The 12,913-nt window shown below is 61.2% G+C and carries 11 protein-coding genes; 8 read left to right on the top strand and 3 right to left on the bottom strand.

Annotation, left to right across the window (positions count from 1 at the left end):
• Positions 1-2: 2 nt before the first annotated feature.
• Positions 3-896, bottom strand: coding sequence for a LysR family transcriptional regulator ArgP (locus tag OU997_RS12665; protein ID WP_108486264.1), 894 nt, complete (start codon positions 894-896; stop codon positions 3-5).
• Between the two features lie 99 nt (positions 897-995).
• Between OU997_RS12665 and OU997_RS12660 the strand changes: the two genes are divergently transcribed.
• The 3 genes from OU997_RS12660 (at position 996) to OU997_RS12650 (ending at position 2,783) form a co-directional block, all read left to right on the top strand.
• Complete coding sequence (locus OU997_RS12660) at positions 996-1,397, top strand: ACT domain-containing protein (RefSeq protein WP_108486263.1); 402 nt, start codon at positions 996-998, stop codon at positions 1,395-1,397.
• A 5-nt stretch (positions 1,398-1,402) separates the two neighbouring features.
• Positions 1,403-2,014: a LysE/ArgO family amino acid transporter gene (locus OU997_RS12655; RefSeq protein WP_267806871.1), complete on the top strand. Its 612-nt coding sequence runs from the start codon at positions 1,403-1,405 to the stop codon at positions 2,012-2,014.
• A gap of 187 nt (positions 2,015-2,201) precedes the next feature.
• Complete coding sequence (locus OU997_RS12650; RefSeq protein ID WP_090249029.1) at positions 2,202-2,783, top strand: superoxide dismutase; 582 nt, start codon at positions 2,202-2,204, stop codon at positions 2,781-2,783.
• A 66-nt stretch (positions 2,784-2,849) separates the two neighbouring features.
• Here the strand turns inward: OU997_RS12650 and OU997_RS12645 are convergent, their stop codons facing one another.
• Both OU997_RS12645 and OU997_RS12640 read right to left on the bottom strand, forming a co-directional pair.
• On the bottom strand, positions 2,850-3,494 hold the full coding sequence (locus OU997_RS12645) for a hypothetical protein (protein ID WP_267806868.1): 645 nt from the start codon (positions 3,492-3,494) through the stop codon (positions 2,850-2,852).
• Between the two features lies 1 nt (position 3,495).
• Positions 3,496-4,791, bottom strand: coding sequence for an ammonium transporter (locus OU997_RS12640; RefSeq protein WP_108486260.1), 1,296 nt, complete (start codon positions 4,789-4,791; stop codon positions 3,496-3,498).
• 255 nt (positions 4,792-5,046) lie between these two features.
• Here OU997_RS12640 and OU997_RS12635 point away from each other — a divergent pair, with 255 nt between their 5' ends.
• The 5 genes from OU997_RS12635 (at position 5,047) to OU997_RS12615 (ending at position 12,789) form a co-directional block, all read left to right on the top strand.
• Positions 5,047-7,110, top strand: a complete 2,064-nt coding sequence (locus tag OU997_RS12635) for a putative bifunctional diguanylate cyclase/phosphodiesterase (protein WP_108486259.1) — start codon at positions 5,047-5,049, stop codon at positions 7,108-7,110.
• A gap of 353 nt (positions 7,111-7,463) precedes the next feature.
• Positions 7,464-8,798 carry an imelysin family protein gene (locus OU997_RS12630; protein WP_267806866.1) on the top strand — a complete coding sequence of 445 codons (1,335 nt, stop codon included), beginning with the start codon at positions 7,464-7,466 and terminating at the stop codon, positions 8,796-8,798.
• Between the two features lie 384 nt (positions 8,799-9,182).
• Complete coding sequence (locus OU997_RS12625; RefSeq protein WP_108486257.1) at positions 9,183-10,598, top strand: di-heme oxidoredictase family protein; 1,416 nt, start codon at positions 9,183-9,185, stop codon at positions 10,596-10,598.
• A gap of 10 nt (positions 10,599-10,608) precedes the next feature.
• Positions 10,609-11,670, top strand: coding sequence for an imelysin family protein (locus tag OU997_RS12620; protein WP_108486256.1), 1,062 nt, complete (start codon positions 10,609-10,611; stop codon positions 11,668-11,670).
• A 9-nt stretch (positions 11,671-11,679) separates the two neighbouring features.
• Positions 11,680-12,789 (top strand): DUF1513 domain-containing protein, encoded by a 1,110-nt coding sequence (locus OU997_RS12615; protein WP_267809900.1) that lies wholly within the window; start codon positions 11,680-11,682, stop codon positions 12,787-12,789.
• Positions 12,790-12,913: the final 124 nt, after the last annotated feature.

The following is a 12,913-nucleotide window of genomic DNA, read 5'->3' as shown; positions in this document are numbered from 1 at the left end:
GTTCACAGTAACGCCACCAGACTCTTGCCTGCAGCCTGCGCCAGGTGCTGCGTCAACTGGTTAAGCAACTCGCCACCATTGCGCCAATGATGCCAGTAGAGCGGCACATCAATCGGCTGCTCGGCGAGCAGCTCAACCAGTTCTCCGCGCGCCAGTTCGCCCTGCACCTGCAACTCGGGAATCAGGCCCCAACCAAAACCGGCCAACGCCAGGCGGATAAAGCCCTCGGACGAAGGGCACAAGTGGTGGGCAAAACCGCCCTCCACACCCAGCCCGGACAAATAGCGATGCTGCAGCAAATCATCCGGCCCAAAGACAATGGCCGGCGCATGGGCCAACGTCTGTGCATTTACCCCATCAGGGAAGTGCCGGGCGATAAAGGCCGGGCTGGCCAACGCCCGGTAACGCATCGCTCCCAGCAGCATGGCCCGCGCTCCGGCCACCGGACGCTCGCTGGCACACACACAGGCCGCCACCTCGCCAGCGCGCATGCGCTTGAGACCGACCTCCTGATCCTCCACTACCAAGTCCAGCAACAGGCGCTGTTCGCTACAGAACACCCCAACCGCAGCCGCCCACCAGGTGGCCAGGCTGTCCGCATTCAGGGCAATGCGCAGGCGCTCCGGCATGCCGCCTTCATCCAGTGCCGGCACCTGCGCCTGAATATCACGTTCCAACAGACGCACCTGCTGCACATGGTTAAGTAGACGCCGGCCGATTTCCGTGGGCGCTGGCGGCACCGCACGCACCAGCACCGGCTGACCGACACGCGCCTCCAGCAGCTTGATCCGCTGCGACACAGCCGACTGCGACAGCCCCAGTACCTGCGCCGCTCGTTCGAAACCAGCCTGCTCCACAACCGCAGCCAGGGCGGCGAGTAACTTGTAATCGAGCAAAATAAGATTTCCTAATGGGCAATCAGGATTATTGGTTTCTCTTATATACCCAGCCACAGCAAACTGACCAGCATCACCACTCTGAACAAGGCAATCCGCATGGCCGGCGAAACCTCACTGACAACCTTGCTGCGCAGCATGAGTCCACAGCTGAACGAAGGTGCTTACGTGTTCTGTAGCCTGAGCGATGCCACGCAGCTGCAAGGCATACAACCACTGGGCAGTTTTCAGGAAGCCGAGGGCCTCAGCGTGATTCTGCCGCGCCTGCAGGCAGAGCAACTGCGCCTGCCATACAGCTATGTGGCCGCCTGGCTGACACTGCATGTGCATTCGGCTCTCGAAGCCGTGGGTTTGACGGCGGCTGTCGCCAGCGCTCTGGCGCAAGCCGGGATCAGCTGCAACGTGATCGCCGGCTACTACCACGATCACCTGTTCGTCGCCCATGCCGACGGGCCGCGCGCGCAGGCTGTTCTGCAACAACTCAGTGCACAGGCGGAGTAACCGAGATGTGGCAAAGCTATAGCAACGGATTACTGATCGCCGCCGGACTGATCATCGCCCTCGGCGCACAAAACGCCTTTGTCCTGGCGCAAAGCCTGCGCCGCGAGCATCACCTGCCCGTGGCGCTGCTCTGCGTAATCTGCGACGCCCTACTGGTGGCCGCCGGGGTGTTCGGCCTGGCCGCTGTGCTGGCGCAAAGCCCGCTGCTGCTGGGCATCGCCCGCTGGGGCGGCGCGGCTTTCCTGCTCTGGTATGGCACTCAGGCGCTGATCCGTGCCAGCCGCCCACAAGCACTGAATCAGGCCAGTGAAAGCGGCCCGCGCTCACGCCAGGCAGTGCTGCTGGCGGCTCTGGCGGTGACCTTGCTCAACCCGCATGTTTACCTCGACACGGTACTGCTGATCGGCTCACTGGGCGCACAGCAACCGGTACCGGGTGCCTATGCGCTGGGTGCGGCCAGCGCATCATTAATCTGGTTCTTCTGCCTGGCCCTGGGCGCCGCCTGGCTCGCACCCTGGCTGGCGCGCCCCAGCACCTGGCGGGTTATCGACCTGGGCGTAGCCCTGATGATGTTCAGCATTGCCTGGCAGTTACTCAGCGGCGGCCAACTGGGCTGAGCAGCATTGCCGCACGCCGGCACAGAGCGCGCCGAGTTGGTTTTCCACACAGTTGCCGCGTGTTTAAGCCGTAGGGCCAGTGCTATGATTCAGGGCTTGCGGCGCAAAGAGATAACTCACGCCGCTGAGATGGCCGCCCGTGATCGGCTTCGCGCACACCGCACCTGACCTGATTAGGAGATAAACCATGGCTTTCGAATTGCCGCCGCTGCCTTACGCACATGACGCCCTGCAGCCGCATATTTCCAAGGAAACCTTGGAATTCCACCACGACAAGCACCACAACACCTATGTCGTGAACCTGAACAACCTGGTTCCAGGCACCGAGTTCGAAGGCAAAACCCTGGAAGAAATCGTCAAGACTTCGTCCGGCGGCATCTTCAACAACGCCGCTCAGGTCTGGAACCACACCTTCTACTGGAACTGCCTGGCGCCTAACGCCGGTGGCCAACCGACAGGTGCTCTGGCTGACGCCATCAACGCAGCCTTCGGTTCCTTCGACAAGTTCAAGGAAGAATTCAGCAAGGTTTCCATCGGCACCTTCGGTTCCGGCTGGGGCTGGCTGGTGAAGAAGGCTGACGGTTCTCTGGCCCTGGCCAGCACCATCGGCGCCGGCTGCCCGCTGACCAGCGGCGACACCCCGCTGCTGACCTGCGACGTCTGGGAGCACGCCTACTACATCGACTACCGCAACCTGCGTCCGAAGTATGTTGAGGCGTTCTGGAACCTGGTCAACTGGGACTTCGTAGCGAAAAACTACGCCGCCTAAGTCAGCGCTCCCGAATAACAAGAAACCCGGCCCTGTGCCGGGTTTCTTGTTTTCTGCACCAGCGGTTTACAACAGCTTGCGCGGCGCCAAGGCCAGGTGCAACGCCTCGACCTGCTGCACCGCATGAGTCAGACGCTGATCAGCCACCACCGGCCCCAGGTATTCACACAACCCGATGTACAGCAGGTTGAGCAACTGCCGTAGCTGCTCCAGCCCCAGGCCGGCCGGTTCCAGTTCAGCGCCCTGCTCCAGCCAGGCCCGCACGCGCAGGCGCTGCACATTGCTGCCACTTAAATTGCTCAGGTTACCCGCAACGAAATGTTGCAGGCGTGGCAGCAACCCGGCGTCGAGCGCATTGAACAGCACGCGGCTCAGCGCCTCGAAGGTATGCCGTGCTTGGCTATCCGTGCCGACCCGTAGCGGTGCCGCCACGCCCATCCGCTGCCGCCAGCTGAGCAACTGCGGTTCCGGGTCCGGCAGCAAGGCTGATAACGGGCCGGTTAGCGCCCCCACCAGCTCGCGGTAGAGCTTGGCACGCTCCAACTTGCGCTCGCAGGTCGCCGCCACTTCACCGAGAAACTCATTTAGAGCGAACGGCGGTTTGTCGGCGTATTTGTTTTCCCACAGGGCCAGCACAGCCAGCAGTTCGTCTTCAGCAAAGTGCCCGGCCAGGCCGGTGTAGATCGCCCGTCGGCGAGTTGCCAGGCTCATGTCACACCCTCCTCGGCAGGTCGTTACTGTCGAAGGTCACCGCCAGGTTGAACTCGGGATAGCCCACCTCAGCATGTTCGGCATAATCCAGGCCACGCTGCTCATGTTGCGAAGAGGTGCGCAGGCCGAGGGTTTTCGCCAATAACAGGTAAAGCATCAACGCCAGCGGGAACGCCCAGACAAACGCGACCCCGGCACCCAGCAACTGCACCCCAACCCGTGACCAATTGAACAGGTCGCCACTGAAGAACAGCCCAGCCGCCAGCGTGCCCCAGACCCCGGCAAAACCATGCACCGGTATCGCACCGACCACGTCATCCAGTTGCCAGCGCTCCAGCAGGCGCATCCCGAACACCACCACACCACCGGCCACCAGCCCGGTCAGCAGGGCAAACAGCGGCGACATCGTCGCGCAACCGGCGGTGATGCCGACCAAACCACCGAGCGAACCGTTCACCGTGGTAGTCAACAGCACCGGGCTGGAGGTGCTGCGCTGCGCCAGAAATGCACCCAGTGCTCCGGCCGACGCCGCCAGGTGGGTATTCAGGGCAATCAGCCCGAGGCTGACATTTATCCCCAGGCTGCTGCCGGCGTTAAAGCCAAACCAGCCAAACCAAAGGATGAAACCGCCCAGCGCGACCAGGCTTAGGTTGTGCCCAGGAATGCTGCGCGGCGCACCGTCCGCAGCAAAACGCCCCAGACGCGGCCCCAGCACCAGAATACCGGCCAGCGCACACCAGGCGCCGACGCTGTGCACCACAGTGGAGCCGGCAAAGTCGATAAAGCCCAGGGCCGCCAACCACCCCTGGCCACCGTATATGCCGCTCCACACCCAGCTGCCGAACACCGGGTAAATAAACCCGCTGATCACCACCGCGCCGATCAAATAGGCCGAGTAACGCGTGCGCTCGGCCATGGCGCCACTGGCGATGGTTGCAGCCGTGGCCGCGAACATCATCTGAAATAGCAGAAAGGTGAAATCCCAGGGCTCGCCATCGTGCGGCGCAAAATGACTCATGCCGAACCAGCCGGTGATGTTGCTGCCGAACATCAGACCGAAACCGAACAACCAGAATGTAATGCCGCCGACGCAACCGTCCATGTAGTTCTTCATCATCACGTTAACGGCATTCTTCGCCCGCGACATTCCGCTTTCCAGCAAGGCAAAGCCAGCCTGCATGAAAAACACCAACACGCTGGCCAGCACCAACCAGGCCGTATTGATCGCATCATCGCTGGCCGCCTGAGCCAGTGGCGATACCGCAAACGCAGCTATTCCTGACAGTCGAGTTTTCATTGCATATCCCCCGCACGGTGAGTGCCGGAGGTATGGCAACTCTCATGCCAAGAAAAAACGAGTAGCTGGCAAGCCGCAGCAGCACAGCGCATGCACCGAGACAGTGCAACTTACTCTTATGTCCGCTAGCATCCGCGCCATCACGACACAAAAGTTTGTTCGACAAACTTTGATAATGGCCCTTTGACTGCAAGCGCGACTTTGCCAATACTCACTAGCGTCTGACGCCAAAGGCCTCTAACAAGGAACCGTCACTTGAAGCTGGAACTCAAAAACAGCTTGTCACTTAAGTTGCTTCGTGTGGTGCTGCTCTCTGCACTCATCGTCGGCGTGGTCTTGAGTTGTGCGCAGATCGTTTTCGACGTGTACAAGACACGTCAGGCCGTCGCAAACGACGCGCACCGCATCCTCGGCATGTTCCGTGATCCTTCCACCCAGGCGGTCTACAGTCTCGACCGGGAAATGGGTATGCAAGTCATCGAAGGTCTGTTCCAGCACGAGTCAGTGCGCATGGCCGCCATCGGCCACCCCAATGAGCCAATGCTGGCGGAGAAGGCCCGCGAACAGGTTGATATCCCCACCCGCTGGTTGACCGATCCGATCCTCGGCAAGGAACAGAATTTCACCACCCAGCTGGTCGGCCGCGGCCCCTACAGCGAGTACTACGGCGACCTCAGCATCACTCTCGACACAGCCCCCTACGGCGAGAGCTTTGTCACCAACTCGATCATCATCTTTATTTCTGGCGTGCTGCGCGCCCTCGCCATGGGTTTGGTGCTGTATCTGGTCTACCACTGGCTGCTGACCAAGCCGCTGTCGAAGATCATTGAGCACCTGACCAATATCAACCCGGATCGCCCCAGCGAACACAAGCTGCCCATGCTCAAGGGCAACGAAAAGAACGAGCTGGGCTTGTGGATCAATACCGCCAACCAGCTGCTCTCCTCCATCGAACGCAACACCAACCTGCGCCGCGAAGCGGAAAACAGCCTGCTGCGCATGGCTCAGTATGATTTCCTCACCGGTCTGCCGAACCGTCAGCAGCTGCAGCAACAACTCGACCAGATTCTTGAAGATGCTGGCCGCCTGCAGCGCCGCGTCGCCGTGCTTTGCGTCGGCCTGGATGACTTTAAGGGCATCAACGAACAATTCAGCTACCAGACCGGCGACCAGCTGCTGCTGGCACTGTCCGACCGCCTGCGCAGCCACAGTGGCCGCCTTGGTGCGCTGGCACGTTTGGGGGGTGACCAATTCGCGCTGGTGCAGGCAGATATCGAACAGCCTTACGAAGCCGCCGAACTGGCGCAGAGCGTACTCGACGACCTCGATAACCCGTTTATGCTCGACCAGCAGCAAGTTCGCCTGCGCGCGACCATCGGCATTACGCTGTTCCCGGAAGACGGTGACAGCACCGAAAAACTGCTGCAGAAAGCCGAACAGACCATGACCCTGGCCAAGAGTCGTTCACGCAACCGCTACCAGTTCTACATCGCCAGCGTCGACAGCGAAATGCGCCGCCGTCGCGAACTGGAAAAAGACCTGCGTGACGCCCTGGCCTTGAATCAACTGCACCTGGTCTACCAACCGCAGGTCGACTACCGCGACCACAGCGTGGTCGGCGTCGAAGCGCTGCTGCGCTGGCAGCATCCGCAGCATGGTTTTGTGCCGCCGGATCTGTTTATCCCGCTTGCCGAACAAAATGGCACCATCATCCCGATTGGCGAATGGATTCTCGACCAGACCTGCCGCCAACTGCGCGAGTGGCATGACCAGGGCTTCACCGAGCTGCGTATGGCAGTCAACCTCTCCACTGTGCAACTGCACCACGCAGAGCTGCCACGGGTCGTGAACAACCTGATGCAGGTCTACCGATTGCCACTGCGCAGCCTTGAGCTGGAAGTTACCGAAACCGGCCTGATGGAAGACATCAACACCGCCGCCCAGCACCTGCTCAGCTTGCGCCGCTCCGGCGCGCTGATCGCGATTGATGACTTCGGCACTGGCTATTCTTCACTGAGTTACCTGAAGAGCCTGCCCCTGGACAAGATCAAGATCGACAAAAGTTTCGTACAAGACCTCCTGGATGATGAGGACGATGCCACCATCGTGCGCGCCATCATTCAATTGGGCAAAAGCCTGGGCATGCAAGTCATCGCCGAAGGTGTCGAAACTGTTGAGCAAGAGGCTTATATCATGGCTCAAGGTTGCAACGAGGGTCAGGGATATCTGTACAGCAAGCCATTGCCTGCACGGGAATTAACAGCCTATCTGAAGCAGGCACGACGCCTGAACAACACTGCCAATCCGGCGACGCTCTGACGCTCATTCACACGGACAAGCCCGCCCTTCTGGCGGGCTTTTTTCTAACCGTAAAAAGACCGAAGCTCACTGAGCGCACCCGCCTCGCGAAACTTGGGCAGCACGTTGTTTTGCCACAACTCACGTTTGAATCGTGACCACACCCCTCTCAGGTCGGGCGTACCAGCGACTGAATGGAACATGACGCCCTGCAGCATTCAGCTGGCACCCAGGACAAAAGATAAGGATCGCCAGCAATCCAAATGAAAAAAACGTAACGACCCTTTGCGCAAAATGAAAATCTTTCGCATTATGCTTCAGTTTTTGCACTCGCCCACATGGGTGCTCCACTCTCACTTGCAAAGGATTTCGCCATGCTTCGTATGCCCCTGGCCTCTGCCAGCCTGCTCGCCATCGCTATCTCTCTCGCCGGTTGTGGCGAAGACAAGGCGCCTGCTAATCAAGCGGCCGCTCCAGCAGCCAGCAGCAACAGTGCTCCGGCAGCCGCCAGCAGCAAGGTCGACGAAGCAGCCGCCAAGGCAGTTGTCAGCCATTACGCAGACTTGGCACTGGCCGTATTCAGCGATGCCGCCAGCACCGGTAAAACCCTGCAAGCAGCCGTAGACGCCTTGCTCGCCAATCCGAACGCCGACACGCTGAAAGCCGCCCGCGAAGCCTGGCTGGCCGCTCGTGTGCCTTATATGCAAACTGAAGTATTCCGCTTCGGCAACGCCGTAGTCGATGACTGGGAAGGCCAGTTGAACGCCTGGCCGTTGGACGAAGGCCTGATCGACTACGTCGCCAAGGATTACCAGCACGCCCTCGGCAACCCGGGCGCCAGCGCCAACATCATTGCCAACAAAGAGCTTCAGGTCGGCGAAGACAAGATTGATGTCAGCACCATCACCCCGGAGCTGCTGGCCAGCCTGAATGAGTTGGGCGGCTCCGAAGCCAACGTCGCCACCGGCTACCACGCCATCGAATTCCTGCTGTGGGGCCAGGATCTGAATGGCAGCGGCCCAGGTGCCGGTGAGCGCCCAGCCAGCGATTTCGTCGTGGGTGAAGGCGCCACTGGCGGCAACAACGAGCGCCGCCGCGCCTTTATCAAAGCCGCCGCCGACCTGCTGGTCAGCGACCTCGATGCCATGGTTGTGCAATGGCAGGCCGGCAAGACTGACAACTACCGCGCCACACTGGAAGCCGACACAGCTGAAAATGGCCTGCGCAAGATGCTGTTCGGCATGGGCAGCCTGTCCCTCGGCGAACTGGCCGGCGAGCGCATGAAGGTCGCACTGGAAGCCAACTCCACCGAAGACGAGCACGACTGCTTCAGCGACAACACCCACAACTCGCACTTCTACAACGGCAAAGGTATTCGCAACGTCTACCTGGGCGAATACAAGAAAGTCGACGGCACCACCCTGACCGGCCCAAGCCTTTCGTCGCTGGTGGCCAAGGTTGATGCCGCTGCTGACAGCACCCTGAAAGCCGACCTCGAAGCCACCGAAGGCAAGCTGCAGGCTCTGGTCGACAGCGCGAACAACGGCAAGCACTTCGATCAGCTGATCGCCGCCGACAATACCGAAGGCCAACAGATCGTTCGTGATGCCATCGCCGCACTGGTCAAGCAGACTGGCGCCATCGAGCAGGCCGCTGGCAAGCTGGGTATCAGTGATCTCAATCCGGATACCGCTGACCACAGCTTCTAACCGCGTAGGGCTTGCTGCGCGTCGGCGATACTGCGTTGAAAACAGCCTCGGCAAGCTGCTTGCGGCTAACGCGTTTTAGCGCGGCCCGAAGGGCGAGTGAAACAAGTAATGCTCGTAAACTCTGCTTGATTCACTACGCCCACCCTTCGGGCCAGCCTACGGCTGTTGCTAACGTAGCGCCTTGTCTCGCTCCAGCTCGCGAAGTCCGAAGATTGGTAGCGCATAAGAAGCCGCGACGCCTTAACCGGAGTTGCGGTTTTTTTATGGCATGCAGTTTTTTATACCCTGCGACCTTTGGCCACCAGCGATAATGCAAATCCGTCTTATTTAAAACGGGATGGACTGTTAAGATCAGCCGCCTGTTTTTTGCTGCGGATCTCTTCCATGCATGCGCCGCACCGCGTTGCGCTCTTACTGGCCCTGAGTCTTGGCCTGACTGGCTGCGACAATGGCCCTCAATTCACCGAAGCCGAACCCGGTGAAGCCCTGTCTGCGGGCAGCACCACCGTGCGCCAGTCCGACCAAAATGCCTTTTCCCTGCCCTCCGCCAATCTGACGCCTTCACGCCGTCTGGACTTCAGCGTCGGCAACAGCTTCTTCCGCAACCCATGGGTCACCGCACCGGCCACTACCACCGCGCGTGACGGTCTCGGCCCGCTGTTCAATACCAACGCCTGCCAGAACTGCCATATCAAGGACGGTCGCGGCCACCCACCGACGTCTGATGCGATCAGCTCGGTGTCGATGCTGGTACGCCTGTCAATTCCAGCCGGCAGCGAACATGCCGAGATTATCCAGCGCCTTGGCGTACTGGCCGAACCCACCTACGGTGGCCAGTTGCAGGACATGGCCAACCCCGGTGTTCCCCCCGAGGGCAAGGTGCGCGTCAGTTACAGCACGCAGCAGGTCAGTTTTGCCGACGGCACCCGAATTGAGCTGCGTAAGCCCAACCTGGAAATCAGCCAGCTCGGTTATGGCGCTCTGCATCCCGATACGCTGTTTTCGGCACGCATCGCTCCGCCGATGATTGGTCTGGGTCTGCTCGAAGCCATTCCCGAAGCGGCCATCCTGGCCAATGCCGACCCCGAAGACAGTGATAACGATGGCATCTCAGGGCGCGCCAACCAGGTCTGGGACCGCGAGAAACAACGCACGGTGCTGGGTCGTTTTGGCTGGAAAGCCGGACAACCAACCCTCAACCAACAGAACGCCGAGGCCTTTGCCAACGACATGGGCCTGACCAGCAGCCTGGTCAGCCAGGACAACTGCACTGCGGCACAACCCGACTGCCGCAGCGCACCTCATGGCGGCGAGCCGGAAGTCAGCGACAACATTCTTGCCAGCGTGCTGTTCTACACCCGCAACCTCGGTGTACCGGCACGTCGTGGCGCGGATACACCGCAGGTGCTGACTGGTAAGACCCTGTTCCACCAGGCAGGCTGCCAGGGCTGTCATACCCCGCAATTCACCACCGCCAGTGACGCCGCCGAGCCGGAGCTGGCCAATCAGCTGATTCGCCCCTACAGCGACTTGCTGCTGCATGACATGGGCGAAGGCTTGGCTGACAACCGCCCGGAGTTTCTCGCCAGCGGCCGCGAATGGCGCACCCCACCACTCTGGGGCATCGGCCTGACAGAAACAGTTAACGGCCACACCCTGTTCCTGCATGACGGCCGCGCGCGCAACCTGCTGGAAGCCATCCTCTGGCACGGTGGCGAGGCCGAGGCGGCCAAGCAGCAGGTCATCACTTTCAATGCCGACGAGCGCAACGCGCTGTTGGCTTTTCTGAATTCATTGTAAGGAGCCGCAGATGATCCGCTCACCCCTCACGCTCGCCCTGCTTAGCCTTACGCTTACCGCCTGCAGCCCAAGCGATCCGCAGCAGCAGGTCAGCCGTGCACTCACCGATGGCGTGTTGCTGCCGATTTACAGCGCCTGGAGCGAAGCCGACCGCCAGCTGGCAGCTAGCGGCCAGGCCTTCTGCGCCGGCCAACAGAACCTCGCCGAAGCCCGTCAGGCCTTTGCCAGCGCGCAAAGCGCCTGGGCCGCCGTGCAACCGGTTGCCTTCGGTCCGCTGGCGGAAGGCAACCGCGCCTGGCAGATCCAGTTCTGGCCGGACAAGAAGAACCTGGTGGCACGTCAGGTTGAGGCGCTGGTCAACAGCAAACCCGAGCTGACCCCAGCCGATCTGGATAAATCCAGCGTCGTGGTACAAGGCCTCACCGCCTATGAATACCTGCTGTTCGATCCGGCAATTGATCTGAACGTCGCCGAGCAGAAAACCCGCTACTGCCCGCTGATCGTTGCCATCGGCCAGCACCAGCAAGTCCTCGCCGCCGATGTGCTAAGCCAGTGGCAAGCCAAAGACGGTATGGCCGCGCTGCTCAGGGACTTCCCCAATGCGCGCTACGCCGAAGCCCCGGAAGCGGTGGCCGAGCTGCTGCGTACCCAGGTTAGCGCCATCGACGGGCTGAAGAAGAAACTCGGCACGCCACTCGGCCGCCAGAGCAAAGGTCAGCCGCAGCCCTATCAGGCCGAAGCCTGGCGCAGCAAGGCCAGTCTGGCCAACCTCGCTGCCAGTCTGGCCAGCGCCGAACGCATCTGGCTGGGTGCCGAGCAGGATGGCATCCAGGCGCTGCTCGGCAGTGATCAGGGCGCACTGAAACAACGCATCAACGACGCCTACAGCGACACCCGTCAACGCCTGGCCGCCGCCCAACGGCCGCTCGGCGAACTGCTTAGCGACGACGCCGGCCGCGCCGAGGTCAACGCCCTGTATGACAGCCTGAATGTGTTGCATCGCCTGCATGAATCCGAGCTGGCGAAGACTCTGGGCATCCAGCTGGGCTTTAACGCCCATGACGGTGACTGAACCATGCAGATCAATCGCCGCACCTTTCTCGGCTTGAGCATCGCGGCTGTTGCCGCCACGGCAGCGGCCGCCGGCACTTACGGCGGCTGGACGCTGATGCACAGTGGCGCGCAGCCGTTATTGCTGTCGGCACGCAACGACAGCGCCGGCAAACACTTCGCAGTGGGTTACCGGCTCGATGGCAGCCCGGTATTTGCCACCCAGGTCAACGAGCGCTGCCACGATGTTATCGGCCATCCGTTTCTGCCAATGGCGCTGTTTGTCGGTCGCCGCCCGAGCACCCAGAGCTACCTGATCGACACTCGCGATGGCCGCCTGCTGCAGACCATCCACTCACCCAAGCAGCGCCACGTCTACGGCCATGCGGTGTTCCACAAGGACGGCGAATGGCTGTACGCCACCGAGAACGACACCTCCGATCCCGGTCGCGGCCTACTTGGCGTCTATCGCCTGCAAGGTGAACAGTTGCTGCGCAGCAGCGAACTGTCGACCCACGGCATCGGCCCGCACCAGCTGCTCTGGCTGCCAGACGGTGAAACGCTGGTCGTGGCCAACGGCGGCATCCGCACCGAAGCCGACAGCCGGGTGGAAATGAACCTCGACGCCATGGAGTCCAGCCTGGTGCTGCTGCGCCGCGACGGCAGCCTGATCAGCAAGGAACAGCTGCCAGAACGGATGAACAGCGTGCGCCATATGGCCGTGGCCAGCGATGGCACGATTGTCAGCGGCCAGCAATATATGGGCGCAACCAGCGATGTGGTGCCGCTGCTGGCGATCAAACGCCCCGGCCAGCCCTTCCAGCACTTCCCGGTGGCCAATGCGCAGCGTCAGCTGATGAACCAGTACACCGCCAGCGTAGCGATCCACAGCGAACTGCGCCTGCTGGCGCTGACCGCGCCACGCGGTAATCGGGTGTTTATCTGGGACCTGGACAGCGCCGAGTTGCGCCTGGATGCGCCACTGGCCGACTGCGCCGGAGTAGGCGCAGTAGCCGACGGTTTTGTGGTCAGCAGCGGCGTCGGCCGTTGCCGCCTGTACGACTGCCGCGGCGCTCAGATCAGCAGCCAGCCGCTACAACTCCCTGCAGGACTATGGGACAACCACCTGCGCCTGGCCTGACACAACAGCATGAGGAGCACGCTCGCACGAGGTGGCGGGTCATGCGGCCTGTCCCGAATCTGTAACACACCTGCGGCAGGTTAAAGAATGCCTCTGCAGAGCCGATCTATACTCCTGTCAGGCC

This window comes from Pseudomonas sp. SL4(2022) (assembly GCF_026625725.1).
Classification (GTDB): domain Bacteria; phylum Pseudomonadota; class Gammaproteobacteria; order Pseudomonadales; family Pseudomonadaceae; genus Aquipseudomonas.
The sequence above is the reverse complement of the archived record's forward strand: the minus strand, read 5'-3'. Positions and strand labels throughout refer to the sequence as shown.

What these genes read in the sequence shown, in the direction of transcription:
- OU997_RS12660 (WP_108486263.1), top strand. Translation starts at nt 996, where the DNA reads ATGGCCGGCGAAACCTCACTGACAACCTTGCTGCGCAGCATGAGTCCA.
- OU997_RS12655 (WP_267806871.1), top strand. Translation starts at nt 1,403, where the DNA reads ATGTGGCAAAGCTATAGCAACGGATTACTGATCGCCGCCGGACTGATC.
- OU997_RS12650 (WP_090249029.1), top strand. Translation starts at nt 2,202, where the DNA reads ATGGCTTTCGAATTGCCGCCGCTGCCTTACGCACATGACGCCCTGCAG.
- OU997_RS12645 (WP_267806868.1), bottom strand. Translation starts at nt 3,494, where the DNA reads ATGAGCCTGGCAACTCGCCGACGGGCGATCTACACCGGCCTGGCCGGG.
- OU997_RS12640 (WP_108486260.1), bottom strand. Translation starts at nt 4,791, where the DNA reads ATGAAAACTCGACTGTCAGGAATAGCTGCGTTTGCGGTATCGCCACTG.
- OU997_RS12630 (WP_267806866.1), top strand. Translation starts at nt 7,464, where the DNA reads ATGCTTCGTATGCCCCTGGCCTCTGCCAGCCTGCTCGCCATCGCTATC.
- OU997_RS12625 (WP_108486257.1), top strand. Translation starts at nt 9,183, where the DNA reads ATGCATGCGCCGCACCGCGTTGCGCTCTTACTGGCCCTGAGTCTTGGC.
- OU997_RS12620 (WP_108486256.1), top strand. Translation starts at nt 10,609, where the DNA reads ATGATCCGCTCACCCCTCACGCTCGCCCTGCTTAGCCTTACGCTTACC.